Origin of the sequence: Dyella subtropica (assembly GCF_026283965.1) — a bacterium.
Classification (GTDB): Bacteria; Pseudomonadota; Gammaproteobacteria; order Xanthomonadales; family Rhodanobacteraceae; genus Dyella_D; species Dyella_D subtropica.
This window is the reverse complement of sequence record NZ_JAPDPD010000011.1, coordinates 34,816-50,060: the sequence shown is the minus strand read 5'-3', so window position 1 is coordinate 50,060 and position 15,245 is coordinate 34,816. Positions and strand designations below refer to the sequence as shown.

General features: G+C 59.5%; 15 protein-coding genes. 10 read left to right on the top strand and 5 right to left on the bottom strand.

All coding sequences use genetic code 11. The annotated features are described in order from the left end of the window. Positions 1-190: 190 nt before the first annotated feature. Positions 191-1,075 carry a hypothetical protein gene (locus OUZ45_RS11095; protein ID WP_266170130.1) on the bottom strand — a complete coding sequence of 295 codons (885 nt, stop codon included), beginning with the start codon at positions 1,073-1,075 and terminating at the stop codon, positions 191-193. Positions 1,076-1,770: 695 nt separating this feature from the next. Between OUZ45_RS11095 and OUZ45_RS11090 the strand changes: the two genes are divergently transcribed. The 4 genes from OUZ45_RS11090 to OUZ45_RS11075 all read left to right on the top strand — a co-directional run bounded on the left by OUZ45_RS11090 (position 1,771) and on the right by OUZ45_RS11075 (position 3,999). Continuing rightward, on the top strand, positions 1,771-2,154 hold the full coding sequence (locus OUZ45_RS11090; RefSeq protein ID WP_266170129.1) for a DUF1330 domain-containing protein: 384 nt from the start codon (positions 1,771-1,773) through the stop codon (positions 2,152-2,154). Positions 2,155-2,231: 77 nt separating this feature from the next. Further along, a complete protein-coding gene (locus OUZ45_RS11085; protein ID WP_266170128.1) occupies positions 2,232-2,549 on the top strand; it encodes a DUF2239 family protein in 318 nt (105 codons plus the stop codon). Next, a complete protein-coding gene (locus OUZ45_RS11080) occupies positions 2,549-2,899 on the top strand; it encodes a GIY-YIG nuclease family protein (RefSeq protein WP_266170127.1) in 351 nt (116 codons plus the stop codon). The genes OUZ45_RS11085 and OUZ45_RS11080 overlap by 1 nt, the downstream gene beginning before the upstream one ends. A 266-nt stretch (positions 2,900-3,165) precedes the next feature. Next, entirely contained in the window at positions 3,166-3,999 is an 834-nt protein-coding gene (locus tag OUZ45_RS11075; RefSeq protein WP_266170126.1) for a Mut7-C RNAse domain-containing protein, read from the top strand. A gap of 5 nt (positions 4,000-4,004) precedes the next feature. On the opposite strand, the gene OUZ45_RS11070 is transcribed toward OUZ45_RS11075, so the two are convergent. Together OUZ45_RS11070 and OUZ45_RS11065 are read right to left on the bottom strand one after the other, a co-directional pair. Beyond that, positions 4,005-4,526 carry a DUF2938 domain-containing protein gene (locus tag OUZ45_RS11070; protein WP_266170125.1) on the bottom strand — a complete coding sequence of 174 codons (522 nt, stop codon included), beginning with the start codon at positions 4,524-4,526 and terminating at the stop codon, positions 4,005-4,007. Next, complete coding sequence (locus OUZ45_RS11065) at positions 4,519-5,400, bottom strand: class I SAM-dependent methyltransferase (protein WP_266170124.1); 882 nt, start codon at positions 5,398-5,400, stop codon at positions 4,519-4,521. The genes OUZ45_RS11070 and OUZ45_RS11065 overlap by 8 nt, the downstream gene beginning before the upstream one ends. 72 nt (positions 5,401-5,472) lie before the next feature. Between OUZ45_RS11065 and OUZ45_RS11060 the strand changes: the two genes are divergently transcribed. Next, positions 5,473-5,910, top strand: coding sequence for a helix-turn-helix domain-containing protein (locus tag OUZ45_RS11060; protein WP_345781259.1), 438 nt, complete (start codon positions 5,473-5,475; stop codon positions 5,908-5,910). A 283-nt stretch (positions 5,911-6,193) separates the two neighbouring features. On the opposite strand, the gene OUZ45_RS11055 is transcribed toward OUZ45_RS11060, so the two are convergent. Next, on the bottom strand, positions 6,194-7,930 hold the full coding sequence (locus tag OUZ45_RS11055) for a hypothetical protein (RefSeq protein ID WP_266170123.1): 1,737 nt from the start codon (positions 7,928-7,930) through the stop codon (positions 6,194-6,196). A 635-nt stretch (positions 7,931-8,565) separates the two neighbouring features. On the opposite strand from OUZ45_RS11055, the gene OUZ45_RS11050 reads away from it, so the two are divergent. The 5 genes from OUZ45_RS11050 (at position 8,566) to OUZ45_RS11030 (ending at position 13,757) form a co-directional block, all read left to right on the top strand. Then, a complete protein-coding gene (locus OUZ45_RS11050; protein WP_266170122.1) occupies positions 8,566-8,940 on the top strand; it encodes an ankyrin repeat domain-containing protein in 375 nt (124 codons plus the stop codon). Between the two features lie 80 nt (positions 8,941-9,020). Next, positions 9,021-9,512 (top strand): DUF3828 domain-containing protein, encoded by a 492-nt coding sequence (locus OUZ45_RS11045; protein ID WP_266170121.1) that lies wholly within the window; start codon positions 9,021-9,023, stop codon positions 9,510-9,512. Between the two features lie 336 nt (positions 9,513-9,848). After that, a complete protein-coding gene (locus OUZ45_RS11040) occupies positions 9,849-11,531 on the top strand; it encodes a multicopper oxidase family protein (RefSeq protein WP_266170120.1) in 1,683 nt (560 codons plus the stop codon). Positions 11,532-11,628: 97 nt separating this feature from the next. Beyond that, positions 11,629-12,276, top strand: coding sequence for a dihydrofolate reductase family protein (locus OUZ45_RS11035; protein ID WP_266170119.1), 648 nt, complete (start codon positions 11,629-11,631; stop codon positions 12,274-12,276). Between the two features lie 101 nt (positions 12,277-12,377). Next, a complete protein-coding gene (locus OUZ45_RS11030) occupies positions 12,378-13,757 on the top strand; it encodes a porin (RefSeq protein WP_266170118.1) in 1,380 nt (459 codons plus the stop codon). Between the two features lie 59 nt (positions 13,758-13,816). Here OUZ45_RS11030 and OUZ45_RS11025 read toward each other — a convergent pair whose 3' ends face one another. Then, a complete protein-coding gene (locus OUZ45_RS11025; RefSeq protein WP_266170117.1) occupies positions 13,817-15,205 on the bottom strand; it encodes a cytochrome C in 1,389 nt (462 codons plus the stop codon). Between the last annotated feature and the right edge of the window lie 40 nt (positions 15,206-15,245).

The following is a 15,245-nucleotide window of genomic DNA, read 5'->3' as shown; positions in this document are numbered from 1 at the left end:
CCTGTGCATCAGCGCGGTTTTTTCTTGGGGTCATTGTTCGCTCACGTGCCGCGATAAGCGGCAAACCAGATGCCCCCTCCCCCTGCTTGCCCCGAAAAGGGGACTCCCTTCAGTCGCAAGGAGGGAGTCCAGAACTCGCGTCGCTGAGATTAGCTACCGGGAAAGGCAGCCATCGGCCATGAGCATGATGTCAAGCACGGTCGCCGGTCGTCCGTTCACCCGGCTTGCCGATCGGCGGCTTGCCTTGCAAGGGATGCTGCAAGCCGTCGCGAATCGCTTGTGCGTAGGCAGGCGCCTGATTTCCGGCATCCTCGTAAGTCCACAAGAAGCCGCTGTTGATCCCGCTGGTGCGCCATATTTCGAACTGTTCGCGCACTTCGTCGGGCGTCTGCGAAGAAGACAGCCCAGGCGTGACGAACGTTGCCGGGAAGCTATCGCCCATGACCTGGCGGATAGCGGCGATCCATTGAGCCGGCTCATTGCCGCCGCCACCGGAGTAGCACTGAAGATTGAAGCCCACGACCTGGCCGGGCGCCTCCTTTTCGATCTGCTTGAGACAGTCGACCCAGAACGTTGGCTGGTAGTACGGGCAAAAAGTGGTCTTGAGGCCAATCCGGCCGAGCATGAGGCTGAACTGCACGATGACCGAAGCTTGCAGCTGCTCTTCATCATCCAGGTCGATGCATTCGATGGCGGGGAATAGAGACTTGAGCGCATGAAAGTTGCGATAAAGCGCGGTTTCCGGGCCCGTGCCGTATTTCTTTATCAGATTGGCGATATTGCCGAAGTCGCCGACATCGGCGCCGCCGATCGAAAACAGCACCCGATTGACCGTGGTGGGCGCCTTGAGCAGGCTGGCGACCAGCTCCGGCCAACCGACCGGGCCGACGTAGACGCCATTACGAATGATCAACGTGTTGCCGTAGTAGATATCAGCCTGTTCGTGAGGGTGCCCCAACGCCAGGATCACGGTATTGAAACCCGATTTCTTCAGTTGCTCGACGTAGGCGGCTCCACCGTGATCGGCGAAAAACCCCTGGCAATATGCGGCGCTTGAAACGCTGTTGGCGGTCATCGTGCAGCTCCTTGCAGTTGGTTTGGCTACGGAAAGAAACCTCTCGGCCCGGTGCGTGCGTTGGACCGGGAAGCCGGGGGCACCCAAGGAGAGCGGGCGATGCGTGAGTGCGCGTCCGAAGGCGTGTCGGCGACGTGCGCCTGCAGCCGCTCTCCAGTTGTGCCGTGAACATATGCCACGAAAAGCGTGACGTCTTGGCGAAGCACCCGCAGGGCGTAACAGGCACGGCTTGCATTCTCGACGATGTACAGGCACGAGAGCGCAGAGCCGAGCATGCCCACTCACTCGGACGCCCCTGATCGGAAGCCGTGGCCATCAGGACGGCACGAAGAGCACGTGGTATTTCGCCGCGAATCTTTGCTGGTCAAGCGCGATCGGCTTCAACGCGGCACATAGCCCGCCAGGCCCCATCGCCACTCGTGTCCGCCACCCGCACTCCCCCAGGCCATCTTTTTACCCGGCTGTTATTGACCATCAAATTACACCCGGGTATATTTTGCGCCCGACGCCTCACCGGCCGAAGGTCAGCCAAGCCACATCGCAGCTCGGGAAAGTCGCTCATGCTCCTCGCCGGAGCCACTTCTCCTTGGGGCAAGTAACCCAGCCAGGACTCCCTAGCCATGACGGCATCAGAGCCAATCACTCGCTATCTGGAACCGACCCAGAGTTCAGGTCGCGCATTTGTCATGCGGCAAATGAGCGGCAACATCCTCATGCTCAACCTGTTGCGTCTGCGCGGCGTGGCTGACTATGCGGCGACTCCCGAATTGGCACCGCAAACCCCCATCACGGGAGCGGAGGCCTTTCAGCGCTATATCGAGCACACACTGCCCTACCTGCGCGCGTCGGGAGGCAGCATCGAATTCCTTGGTACGGGTGGGCCTTTCTTGATTGGACCACCAGACGAGCGCTGGGACATAGCCATGCTGATCAGGCAATGCAGTGTTGAGTCGTTCTCGGCTTTCGCCTCGCACGACGCCTATTTGGCCGGCATGGGACACCGAACCGCAGCCATCGAGGACTCGCGTTTGCTGCCTCTGTCGGAAACCGCGAGCGTCGTGCCAGGAGGTTCCAAGTGAGTGGCCCTCCGAACGTGACAAACGCACACGACTTGACCTCGTCAAGCTCGTCTCGACTCGAAGGCCGAAGCATCAACTTGCCGCCTCGCCATTGGAACTGGCTGGCAGAGCAATCGCGCAGCGCAAATGCAACCTTGCGTCTGCTGGTCGAAGAAGCCAGCAGGGATAGGGATGGTCGATACCGAATGGCCCGCGCCAAAGAAGTCTGCTATCTGTTCATGCGCGACATGGCCGGGGATCGACCTCACTTCGAAGAGGCCGTCCGCGCCTTGTTTGCCAACGACGCTTTCAAATTGCGTGAACTGACTGCGCATTGGCCCGCCCATATCCAAGAAGGCATCGGTGCGACCATGGATTTTCAATGGCCGACCCGTGTTACCGAGGAACATTTGTAATGGAGCGCACTCGACGCAAGGAGCTCACACGGGCTTACAAAATGGCCCTGCCTCCGATGGGCATTTTCTCTATCAAAAACCTCGTCACCGGCAGAACACTTGTCGATCAAAGCATCAACCTTGCAGGCGCTTTGAATCGTCACCGAATGGAGCTCCAGCTTGGAACTCACCGTAACAAGGCATTGATGGAAGACTGGCGCACCTACGGTGATGAGCACTTTGCGTTTGAAGTACTCCAGCAAATCCAGGAACGCGCCGAACCGGACTACAACTACGCGGAAGAAATGGCACAACATCTGGCGATTTGGCGGGCCAAGATACCGCTTGGATCGGCGGGATCCTATCTATGATTGGGCGTGCTTCAGATTTTGTGTAAACGGACCGCCAGCCCCTCTTCGCCCTCAACGTTCGAGTCAGCCACACACACGTTGGCGTCCAAACCGATACATGCACGGGTGGTCGCGGACACCTTCCAGGAGCCGCGCTCGGCACAAAGAGCACATACTGTGTCGTCCTCTCTGCATCGGCTCTGATTCGGTCATTTCGGTCAGCGGCCCACGCCAAGCGCACGGACGCATCGGATAGACAGAGGGCGCGTATCGAGGCCTCGTCACCAATGGCTCACTCGCCTGAACTGCGGCACGCAGCGCCATCGTCCCTGCACACGGCAGAGTTTCGCTTCTACGAGGAGCTGAACGACTTTCTGCCCATGGCACGACGCAAACGCACGTTCGCGCATGCCTTTGACGGTACACCGGCCGTGAAGGATACGATCGAGTCGCTGGGCGTGCCGCACACGGAGGTCGATCTCATCCTGGTCGATGGCACATCGGTTCGCTTCGCGTACCGGCTGCGCGGCGGGGAGCGCGTCGCGGTCTACCCGATGTTCGAGCGTTTCGACCTGCGTCCGCTCTATCGTTTGCGGCCTCGCCCGCTACGCCGTACGCGCTTCGTCGCGGACGTGCATCTCGGTGTGCTCGCGCGGCGACTGCGGCTTCTTGGCTTCGATACGGTCTACGAGCGTCATTGCGATGACGCGCGCCTGGCGAGCACATCCGTGCGCGAGCGTCGCATTCTTCTGACGCGTGACGTGGGACTGCTCAAACGTGGCGCTATTTCACGCGGACACTGGGTCCGCGCTACCGATCCGCAGCAGCAGATCCAGGAAGTGATTCGTGCTTTTTCGCTACAGCGGGACCTGAAGCCATTCACCCGCTGCATGGCCTGCAACGGAGAGCTGCGACCCGTCGAGCGCGCCGCCGTTGCCGGTCGCGTGCCACCGCGCGTTTACGCGCGATTCCGCCGTTTCATGCACTGCGCCCGATGCGAGCGCATCTATTGGCACGGCTCCCATTATGAGCAGCTCAAGACGCTCACGCGCACGTTGCGCCAGGAGACTTTGCGAGACCGAGACGCATCGAATATTTCCACGAAGACCCGAAATATTTAGAGCCGCTAACAAAAGCTCCACCATCGAAACACGCCCAACCCATGGGCGACCCAACCGGCCGAGTAGAGGCCGAGACCGAAAACCCCGTGCGTGACGAGGCTGCGCAGACGCGCTGTGGCGGGATGAGGAGTGCGACTGGCGGCGATGCCGGCACCCATGCCCGGTTGCATGAGCAAGAACGGAGCCGCCACGCTGCCGACTCCGATCATCAACGCGGGGACGATGGTCGGGCGGCAAATCCATTCAAGGCCCCAGATGGCGAGCAGCACACCCGCGAATGCGATGCCGATCAGATAGTGAGCCGTCCACCCGATCAGGCGCTCACCCTGCACAGCTGGCGAGGCGGTAATGGGGTCGTGGCGAAAGATCCCCCTCGCCAGATGGGCCAGCCAGCGCCCCACTAGGCCATAGTCCAGCGGAGGAATGCCGAGCAACCGTTGTCGAGCAACCGCCCAGAGGTCCATGACCACCGTCGCGCCCCCTCCGATCACAAGAGCCCCCATCAGATAAGCCGCCGCCTCAGACATTTGCCGCTTCTCTCGGCGCAGCCGATGACAGCGGCACCCGGGCGACGACCATCCAGCAGGCCGCGGTAAAGCCCACTTCCGCTCCATGCACATAGGGATCAAAAGCGGTGCGGACCGTTTCGATAACCTGGGCGTGTGTCGGGCCGTCCACCTCCTGCAGCACGCGGCCGAGAGGGCCGAGCCGGGTCAGGTAGGGGATCAACTCCTTCTCGGGAAACGTGCAGGCGACATCGATCGACCGGATGTCGATCCCGGCCCAGCCACCCTCCTCCAGAATGCGGTAGACCCGGTGCTTGTCCGCGAAGGCGAACTGTCCTGGTGCGTTCGGCGCACGCGCCGGCAGGTTGGGCAGAAGCCGCGCCGCGGCGCGCTCGGCCGTGGTCATGAACGGATTTTCCTCAGGGCCCCGCCAAGCGACGAAGCGGAGTTCGGCGCCGTCTCTTGCGGCACGTCGCAAGTTCGCAAACGCCCGCACGGAGTCTTCGAAGAACATCACGCCGAAGCGCGAAATGATCGCGTCGAAACTCGCGGGCTCGAAGGCGTGCATCTGGGCATCTGCGCGGATGAAGCTTGCCGGCGCTCCCTCCCTTTCAGCGCGGACCCGAGCGGCAGCGAGCATCGGATCGGAAATATCGATGCCGATGCAACGCCCCTTCGCGCCGAGCCGCCGTGCGACAGCGAGTGTTGTGCTACCCGTGCCGCAGCCAACGTCGAGTACGCGGTGTGCTGATCCGGCGGGGACCGATTCGGCTAGCAGGCACTCAAACGGTTCGAACATCTGATCGAGTACCGCCTGCGACTCGACCCAGGCGCGACCGCCAGTGCCGTTCCAAAGTGTTGTCTGCTCGTCATTGGTCTGGCGGGTGACATCCATTTCATTCTCCTTCTTGCTTTCAAGGCGCGGGATCGGCAGTGTGCCAATTCAAGTCGACTTGAGGTCAAGAGGGTGAAGTACCTGGACATAGCAGAGGTGGCTAAGCGTTCCGGCGTTCCCGCTTCGACCTTGCGGTTCTATGAAATGAAGGGGCTGATCGCCTCGGTCGGCAGACGGGGTTTACGCCGACTGTTCGATCCCGGCGTGCTCGAACGGTTAGCGCTGATCGCCCTGGGGCGCGCCGCCGGCTTCTCGCTGGATGAGCTCGCGCTGATGTGGGCAGCGGACGGGCAATTGCGCATCGACCGGCAGATGCTCGCCGCCAAGGCGAACGTCTTGGACCAGACGATCCACAAACTGAGCGCCATGCGCGACGGCCTCCGGCACGCCGCTGCCTGCACCGCGTCGAGTCATATGGAATGCCCCACTTTCCGCCGCATCCTGCAAGCAGCCGCGTCTGGAGCGATGGGCACGAGAAAGAAGAGGACGCCGCAGCCGCCGTTGAAGTAGCTTTAGGAGCATCCTCGGGAGAGGGTTTCGCGCATGTCCACCCCCTCCCGACTCTGAAGTATCCCCACGTTTTGAGCCGTCATTCCGGCGCAGGCCGGAATCCAGTTTAAATAAGCCGTGCGAAGCACACAAAAACAGTTTTGAGTGCTTCGCACGACAATTCAACTGGATTCCGGCCTGCGCCGGAATGACGAGCAAAAACACGCTTCGTGACGCATGCATCCCAACTATTAGTTACATGATTTCACATGTAGAAAAAGCTGGGATACCTCAGCCCCAACGCCTACGGCTCCACATGGATAGCAATGGAACCAGCATTACCCTGTTGCCCTTGCGCCTGCTTTCCTGCGTAAGGCGTTGCGGTAATCGTGTGTGCCCCTACCGTCGGCGCCCAATAATTGCCGCTCTTCCCCTCCATGAAATAGCCAGAATAATTCTCTACGTGAAAATTGGCCTGACCATCCAGCCCAAATACCACGCTTCCTACATTGGCAGGCGCCGTAGTTGCCTCAACATTCAAATGCGTTGTCGGCAGCTTGGAAAGGGAGATGGTTTGATTGTTCTGCAGCACACCGATCAACTTCTTGGTATCGGCATCGTATAACGAAAACCCAGATACCGACGGACCAGGTGCAGGAGTGGATGACCCTCCGACCACAAACGTGGTTACGGAAAATGGAGGCAGGCTATATGAGAATGAACCATTGACAATCTGCACCGCACCCATATCTACCGGGCTCGCGGAGGACCCGCTCGACTGATCCCGCCTCCACACTTCCGCAGACCCTGTAGAGACCCCATTCAAGGCGAATGTCGCGGTCTGATAAAGGTTAGGGTCCTTATTGATAACGACAATATTCTTCGGATTGTCCGAGGCATATACCTCAACATTGGGAATGCTCGTCGTCGCCTGCACCAGGTCCGTTCCGAAACTTGGGAACAGGCCTTCTCCCGTGTACATGCCTAACGCATGATACATCGGCGTCGGATCATCGAGCTTGCCATTGGGCACTTCCGCGCCGGTCTTTAGCAGAAGATTGCCTTTGTCCGCATACAGCATCCCGATGCCACCGGCTCTTAGGATATGCCCCATCGTAGACGCGCCCCATGCCGCTTCAAACGGGGTGTATTCCAGCGCGTGCCCTGCATCGTCAAGATCCCACTCGCCAACTTCAATCGAAATATTTGAAGCCCTGGAGGGAACGGTCGCTTGAATACGCTTATAGAGGTCTAAGATGTCCGTCTCGTAGGTCTGAGCCTTGCCGAACAGTACGTCGTAAGTGAGCTGAGTGGTCCCTTGCGCGTAACCATGAAAATCAAGGAAGTCCACGCGGCTCCCCGACATGTTCAAGAACGTCTGAAGAAACCCGCTGTCGTACCATGCGATGGTTGGACCACCAATGAGAATGGTCGAATCCACGGCCTTCATGGCGTCGTAAGTCACGTTGAAATTCGTGCTGTATGTCGTCGCAGTCTGCCCGTGGATATTGGGCTCGTTGATTCCACCAAGCCATCGGTGAACAGGATTGTTCGTGTCCACATTGAAATGCTTCACAAGGCTTGGCAGATCGCTGGGGTTGCTGGGATCTTCAACCACAGGTTCCGCCCCAAGTGCCTTTATGTGGTTAACCCAATCGTCGCCGCTCCACCTGGTATCGCATCCGCTAGCCCCGCAAACAATAGGGCTATTCGGATTGCCGGGCGTGCTGTATTTGAGATTAATTCTCATATACGGAACACCCAGCGCCTTCAGCCTAGCCTGCTGCAGCGCATCGTTTACCAATACATTAGGAGCCCCGTAAGCACTCTCATCGACACCGCCAAGAGCCAAATGATCCAGTTTTCTTAGGACATTCGTATAATCAACAGAGACATCCTGCGCCGCATTTGCATTGATCGCAAAGAGGGCAAGGGGAATCGCAAGAGCCAGAGGACGCAAAAACGTTCTGACATGACTAAGCACATAACTTGCTACACCTGGATTTTCTTTCGGCGTATTCAGCGCGTAAGCGTTTTTCATATGACAGCCCTGTAAAGAGTGGTCAAAACGGAGGGGGAAGTGCGGTCAGCGATGACCACGGAGAAACATGGTTGTGAAGCGGGTGCGCTTTCGTTGCAGCGACAGTGCATGAACAGGGATGTCAGCTATGACCTGCATCAGCCGCGAAACTGCTATATGAAGCTGCCAACGACGGCAACAGACAAAAGGGAATCATCCTGCGCGTCATGGCTTTCATTACGTGTCCTTGGGGATGAGGGTAACGTCCGTTGAAGCCTCGTGACCAAGCCACGAAAGCGCAGGGATCATCAACCATTGGCAAGGCCGGAAATTTGCGCTGAATCTCAGTAGCCGCCGCCCTCGGCTAGGCCAAATGACCTAGACGCCAAGCCTTCACAGCCCGTGAACACCAGGCCACCGCTCATCAGATGTTCAATATCTCGCTATCATTCCGTCTGTACACCACATGCAAAGCCCTCCGTATTAGCCTGGCAAGGCATCCATGTATCTGATTTACATGACTTGGCCATGCCAGTTCGTCGCTTTATCTCGGTGATTTCATGAAACGTTTGCTTGTGCCTTTATTCGCCATATCCCTCGCCATAAGCGGCAGTGTCGGTGCGTAGCCTGCCAATCACACGCCAAGCTATGCATCCATGATGCAGGCGATCGAGAAAAACCAGGTGTCGGCGGTCAACCAACTGATCCAACAGCACATCGACCTAAGCCTGCGCGAAGACGGCCGCGCCTCGCCGACGTTTCTGACCCAAGCAGCGATGCTTGGCCATAACGACATCGTCGAAGCCCTGCTCAAAGCCGGCGCAGACAAAGGGGCTGGCGACGGTGATGGCTATACGCCGCTGATGACCGCGATTCTAGGCAAGCATGCCGATACGGCTGCACTGCTGATCAAGTATCAGGCCGATGTAAACGCTGTTTCGGCACGCGGCGACACGCCCTTGTCCATGGCCAAGGACAACAAAGATGCTGCGCTGATCCAATTATTGGTTCACGCGGGCGCCAAGGAATGACGGCTTAGTGTCGACGGCGGACGGTCATGTCCGGATCGCAGCCGGCACCCTGTTATCGAAAACAATCAACGGAGTGACTTATGAATAAACTGCAATGGTTCAGCGCCGCCGGATGTGCGTTGGTGGCATGCCTGATGTGTTCTCATGCCACGCCGGCAGACGCCGCAAAAGCGGATGCGTCCGCCGAAGGCTTCTTGCGTCGTGTCTATGCGACCTATAAAGCGGAGAAGGATCCTCCTCAACTGGAATCCTTGGTCACGCCCTCGCTGCGGGACCTGCTTCATCGGGATGCGCTTGCCTTGAACGGCGAAATGGGCGCGATGGATGCCGACCCGCTTTGTGGCTGCCAGGATTTCGATATCGTCGTACAAGGCATTCGCGTTGATCCTGCCGATGACGTCCATGCGACAGCGATCGTGAAGTTCACCAATTTTGGAAAAGTCAGCGAGCCGGTTCACCTGAAGCTGATCAAGGTCGATGGATCGTGGCGCATTGACGATGTGGTGAGCGCTTCGACGTCGGGTTTACGTAAAGATCTCGAAGACGAAATCAAGAATCTCAAAAAGCACTAGCAGGCTGTCGAGAAAAGCCACACCGTGCCGATCACCAGGCGTGTGAATTGCACATGTTCAAGGTCATGCCCAAGCGCGGGGTGGTGCAGCGCGCATTCGCCTGGCTGGAGAAGTGTCGGCGGTGATGGACGAACGGCGAGCACAAGCTGACACCGCCCTGTCCTTCATCCGCTGACCTCCTTGGCTATGCTGCTCAGGAGATTTCGAGCCGGCTCTTGGATACAACCAGCCCCGTGTAGACAGAAGGCAGGGGCATCCCATATGGTGCGCGGGTTCGCTGGGGGATCCTAATTACGACTGGTAAACAGAACGTCCAATTCACGGGGGGTCATCTTTATGCGCCTGACCAAGTGGTTGTTCGGCAGTTTGCTCGTATCGTTGTCGACAATGTTTGGCGTCGGGGAAGTTGACGCTCAAGCCTCTCGCCACCCAACGCCAGTGCCACAGGTAAGCGATCCCTGCCCGCGCCCGGTCGCAGGAAGTGTGATCGAGAAAGAGCCTGCGTTGTTCAGCCGCAACGGCGTACTGCGCGTGCGGTTCTCCTATCAAAGCCGGCTGGATGACGCGGGTCGCAAGCTTTACTGCTTTATGACCCCGGACCACATGCAGAACCCCACACTGCACATTCGTCCCGGCGACCGGCTGCAAATCACGATTACCAATAATTTGCCTCCCGGCACGGGAAGCATGGCGGTGAGTGCCCCCAATTGCGGCGCCTCGTTCATGGACAGCAGCTCCGTGAACATTCATTACCATGGCGCCAATGCCTCGCCAGCGTGTCATCAGGACGAGGTGATCAAGACCTTGATCAACGCCGGGGAAACGTTTCAATACGACGTGAAGTTTCCGCGCAACGAGCCGCCCGGACTCTATTGGTATCACCCGCACATCCACGGCATGTCCGAGCTGGCGTTGCAAGGAGGCGCCGCGGGCGCGATCGTTGTGGATGGCATCGAGAACGTGCAGCCTGCGGTCGCTGGGCTGCGACAACGCGTGCTCGTGGTGCGCGATCAGAATGTGCCGGGAGCGCCCAGTCCCGGGGGAAGCATTCCGTCCTGGGACGTCACGCTCAACTACGTTCCGATCACCTCTCCCACTAGCGCCGACTCGAATCAATTCGTGCCGGCGGTGCTCGTGATGCAAAGGGGCGAGCAACAGTTCTGGCGCGTCGCCAATGCCGCCGCAGATACCATCCTCGACCTGCAGTATCTATGGGACGGTCAAGCACAAGAACTGCAGCTGGTGGCACGTGACGGCGTGCCGCTCAATTCGCAGGATGGCAAACGACCCGGCGATCCGATCGCACTGGATCACATCGTGCTTCCTCCGGCGTCGCGTGCCGAATTCATCGTGGATGCCCCGGGGCCCGATGTGAAGCTGGCGCAACTGGTCACGCAAGGCATTAATACCGGACCATTTGGTGACAATGATCCGGCGCGCCCTTTGGCGACGATACGACTACCCGGCGACGCGATAGCTTCGCAGCAAGCGAGTGTCATGGATCGCCTGCCCGCCTTTACCGAGCTAAGCACCAGCCATCAACGTTTCGCGGGCCTCGCGCAGGCCAAGGTGGCGGCTTATCGCACCGTCTATTTCGACGAAATCCAACCCACCAGCTTCTTCATGGCGGTGGAGGGCATGCCGAAACATGTTTTTGATCCCAATCTACCGCCTGACATCGTAGCCACCCAGGGCACGGTCGAAGAGTGGGTCATCCAGAATCGCACGCTTGAAAACCATGAATTCCATGTGCACCAAATTCACTTTCTGGTGGAGTCGCAGGACAACTTCGAGATCAATGGCTCGCCGCAGGTTCCTGGCGTGACAGGTCAATACCTCGACATGGTGCAGGTGCCCTTCTGGGACGGCGACCCCAGTCATCCCTACCCTAGCGTCAAGGTGCGCATAGACTTCCGCGGCCCGGACGTGGGCGACTTCGTCTTTCACTGCCACATCCTGAATCATGAAGATCTGGGCATGATGAACATCATCCGCGTGCTACCGCGAGGAGCGCACTGAGCGCAAACCATGCGTGTGCATCGCACATTCCTGAGCTTCCATACTGGCGCGAAAGCACGAACCCTTAGGCCCTATGGATCAAGCAACGAGGCATGCCATGTCGAAACTTCGCGTCCAGAGCTTTGCCGTCTCCATCGACGGTTACGGTGCCGGGCCAAACCAGGATCTTGAGCATCCACTCGGCATCGGTGGACCTGAGCTAATGGAGTGGTTCTTCCATACGCGCCTATGGCGAAACATGCATGGAGAAGAAGGTGGGGAAGCGGGCGTCGACAACGACATGGCGGAGCAAGGCTTTGCCGGCATCGGCGCCTGGATTCTTGGGCGCAATATGTTCGGACCGATCCGCGGCCCGTGGCCGGACGACCACTGGAAAGGCTGGTGGGGCGACGAGCCGCCCTATCACACGCCCGTCTTCGTGCTGACGCACCACCCGCGTTCGCCGCTCAAGATGGCGGGAGGCACGGAGTTTCATTTCGTCACCGAAGGCATTCACGCGGCTTTGGAGCAGGCGACCGCTGCGGCGGGTGGCCGCGACGTCCGCCTCGGCGGTGGCGCATCGACGATTCGGCAGTACCTCCGCGCCGGCCTGATTGACGAGCTGCATCTCGCCATCCGACCCGTGCTGCTCGGTTCCGGGGAGGCCCTCTTGCACGGTCTCGACATGCGTGCACTGGGCTATGAATGCACGAAGTACGTCGCGGGTGAACGGGCAATGCACGTCTTTCTGGGCAAGCGCCCTTGATGTGCGGGCCGCCCTCGCTTTGAGCGTACGTCGGGCGCGTTGAAAGCCTAGCGTCAGTTAATGAGAATTAATATCATTCACTGATTTCTAGGGGTTCCTACATGAAGAAGACCGCTTTCGCGCTGGCCGTTGCCAGCGCCGCTTTCGTACACCCAGTGCACGCCAGCGAAGCCGAGCTCAAGGCCATGATCTTGCAGCTCCAGCAGAAACTGGAGGCGCAAGCGGCCCAGCTGCAGACGCAGGCGGCGGAGATCAAGGATCTGCGCACGCAGACACAGACACTGGTGGGGCAGCAGGCGAAGACGGCTAACGCCATGGCAGCGGTGGCGTCGCCTGCCCCTACCACGCCATCCCCGTCGAATAGCACCGCAGTCACCACCACGCCACCGCCGGTGGCGACCGCCTCGGACACCAGCTTCGGCGGCTATGGCGAGATCGCCTACAACCACTACACCAAAGACAGCAGCCGCTCCCAGGCTGATCTGAAACGCTTTGTGATCCTGTTCGGCCATCGCTTTACCGATCAGTTGAGTTTCAACAGTGAAGTGGAGTGGGAGCACGCTGTGACCAGCGCCAACGATCAGGGCGAGAGCGAGATCGAGCAGGCTTATCTGAACTACCAGTTCAACTCGGCGGTGAACCTCAAGGCCGGCTTGTTCCTGATGCCGTTCGGTCTGCTGAATCAATCGCACGAGCCGCCGGCGTTCTACGGTGTCGAGCGCAACGAGGTGGAGACACGCATCATCCCTTCGACCTGGCGCGAAGGCGGCCTTGGCCTTTACGGCAGCACCGATGCCGGGCTGAAGTGGGATGTTGGCGTCACCACGGGTTTCGACACGGCCAAGCTCGACGATGCCAGCTCGCCGCTCCATGCCAGCCATCAGGAGCTGCAGTTGGCGAAGGCGCATGATCTCGCCGCCTACGCTGCGGTGAATTATCAGGGCATCCCGGGGTGGACGGTCGGTGGCGCCGTGTTCTCCGGTAATTCGATGCATGCCAATGCCGATTTCAAGACGGATAACACCAAGCCGAATTTCGCAGGCATCAGCGCCCGCGTGACGCTGTGGGACGTCCATACCCGTTGGCAACAGAATGGCTGGGATCTATCGGCGGTGTATGCCAAGGGCACGATCGGCGATGCCGGGAAGATCGACACGACGGTGCAAGCCTTCAACACCGCCACGGGGGCCAATCGCCCTTACGTGCCGAGCGCGTTCTATGGCTGGCTGGTGCAGGGCGCCTATACGGTGTGGGAGCACGGCGACATGAAACTCACGCCGTTCGTGCGCTATGAGAAGTTCAACACGCAGTCGAAGATGCCAGCGGGTTTCCTCGCCGATGCAGCGAATGCCGATCGGGTCACGACTGTCGGCGTATCGTTCAATCCGCATCCGCAAGTCGTGTGCAAGGCGGACTACCAGAAGTTCCAGGACCATCCGAAGAACGATCGCTTCAATCTCGGCATCGGCTACATGTTCTGAGCACGCAACCTCTCATCTCGGCGCGCGCATAACGCGCCGAGATGAAGTGCGTCGGCCATTCAGAGCGCCAACCACGCATACACAAACATCGTGTTGTTATCGCTGGCCCGGCGACCGGCTCCGTCGATGTTGTGCACGGCGCCGCCGAAGCGTGTGTAGAAGGTGTACTGGGCACCCAATCGAAGATTGGCGAAAGGCGCACTCCACGAGTCGGCTTTGCCGAAAGGGTTCCAGTTGAGTTCGATCACGCCGCCATTCGTGTCGGGTCGGCCGGTACCGGGGTACAGCAGCGCGTCGGCGCTGCCTTTATTGGAGAACGCACCCAAGGTGACTCCCCATGTATTGCGGTACCAGTAACTGCCGTTGATGTTGAGCGAGCGCAGCGTGTTGTGCCGATGCTCGGCACCGCCGGCCGCATAGGTCGCGTCGAGCCGTTGATGTTCGTCCACGTACAGAGCCTTGACCGTGAATACGTGGGTACTGCTGTCGACGTGCTGGTAGCTGGCATCAAGGCCGATGTCCCGGTAGCGATCCGTGGGGCCGGCCAGCGGCACGGCGTTACCGGTCGCGTTGGTTCCAGCCAATCCCTTGCGTGCACTCAGCAGGATGCCGCCCAATTCCACGTTGCCACCGGCGATGTTCCGCGAGTAAGCCATCCGCGCGTACGGCGTGATGCCCGCCAGACGCCCCGTGAAATCAGCGTTGACGTGCCGCAAAAAAGCTGGCGACAGCGAACGGTAGCCACCTGCTTCGACGTACCACGCGCTATCGATCTGCGCATAGGCACTGGCGCCGACCACCCGTCCAGCCAAACCGCCGAACAGGATCGGTTGAGCGGGTGCGGCTGGTGCAAGATCGGGAGACATGTACGGGAATTGCCAGGCCGGCGTGGTGTTGTACACATCGCTGAGACCGGGATTGTTGTTGAGCGACAGCCCCCACAGGCCGCTGTGCCCTGCACTCTTGAAAGTTCGCGCATACCGCAACTCCATATTGTCCCAGCCGAGCCGACCGCTGCTATCCGAATAGGTGGCCTGCGCCAGGACGCCGAGGTGCTCGCTGATCCGCCCCGCGAGGAACACCGAAGCCTGCTGCAGCTCAGTATTGTTGTTGCGGCTGAAGCCTTTGGCGGGCGGGTCGGCCTGCGCTTTGCGCGTATGCGTAAACGATTCAACCAGCATCAGCGACAGCGGAATTTTCGTGTCGTCACCCACCTTCATCGTGTAGCCCAGCAGCTTGAACTGGCGTCCGAACAGCGTGAGTTGCGGTCCGAAGCCACCGATGTGACAGGTCGCGCATGGCTGCTTCGTCTGCCTGGCGAACGAGGGCACGGCCTGCACGCTGGCGGGATGAAGCACCAGCCAGGCCAACATAGCCAGCAACAGGCGATGTATCACGGTAAGCGCGTTTGTCCGCGTTCCATGGCGGGTGCTGTTGCCAGCGTTCATTCGCCGATACTCCATCGCTGATGCCGGCGGCTTCGGCTGC

Coding starts and splice junctions, on each gene's coding strand:
- OUZ45_RS11095 (WP_266170130.1), bottom strand. CDS start 1,075: ATGACCGCCAACAGCGTTTCAAGCGCCGCATATTGCCAGGGGTTTTTC.
- OUZ45_RS11050 (WP_266170122.1), top strand. CDS start 8,566: ATGATGCAGGCGATCGAGAAAAACCAGGTGTCGGCGGTCAACCAACTG.
- OUZ45_RS11035 (WP_266170119.1), top strand. CDS start 11,629: ATGTCGAAACTTCGCGTCCAGAGCTTTGCCGTCTCCATCGACGGTTAC.
- OUZ45_RS11090 (WP_266170129.1), top strand. CDS start 1,771: ATGAGCGGCAACATCCTCATGCTCAACCTGTTGCGTCTGCGCGGCGTG.
- OUZ45_RS11070 (WP_266170125.1), bottom strand. CDS start 4,526: ATGTCTGAGGCGGCGGCTTATCTGATGGGGGCTCTTGTGATCGGAGGG.
- OUZ45_RS11040 (WP_266170120.1), top strand. CDS start 9,849: ATGCGCCTGACCAAGTGGTTGTTCGGCAGTTTGCTCGTATCGTTGTCG.
- OUZ45_RS11045 (WP_266170121.1), top strand. CDS start 9,021: ATGAATAAACTGCAATGGTTCAGCGCCGCCGGATGTGCGTTGGTGGCA.
- OUZ45_RS11025 (WP_266170117.1), bottom strand. CDS start 15,205: ATGAACGCTGGCAACAGCACCCGCCATGGAACGCGGACAAACGCGCTT.
- OUZ45_RS11080 (WP_266170127.1), top strand. CDS start 2,549: ATGGAGCGCACTCGACGCAAGGAGCTCACACGGGCTTACAAAATGGCC.
- OUZ45_RS11030 (WP_266170118.1), top strand. CDS start 12,378: ATGAAGAAGACCGCTTTCGCGCTGGCCGTTGCCAGCGCCGCTTTCGTA.
- OUZ45_RS11075 (WP_266170126.1), top strand. CDS start 3,166: ATGGCTCACTCGCCTGAACTGCGGCACGCAGCGCCATCGTCCCTGCAC.
- OUZ45_RS11065 (WP_266170124.1), bottom strand. CDS start 5,400: ATGGATGTCACCCGCCAGACCAATGACGAGCAGACAACACTTTGGAAC.
- OUZ45_RS11055 (WP_266170123.1), bottom strand. CDS start 7,930: ATGAAAAACGCTTACGCGCTGAATACGCCGAAAGAAAATCCAGGTGTA.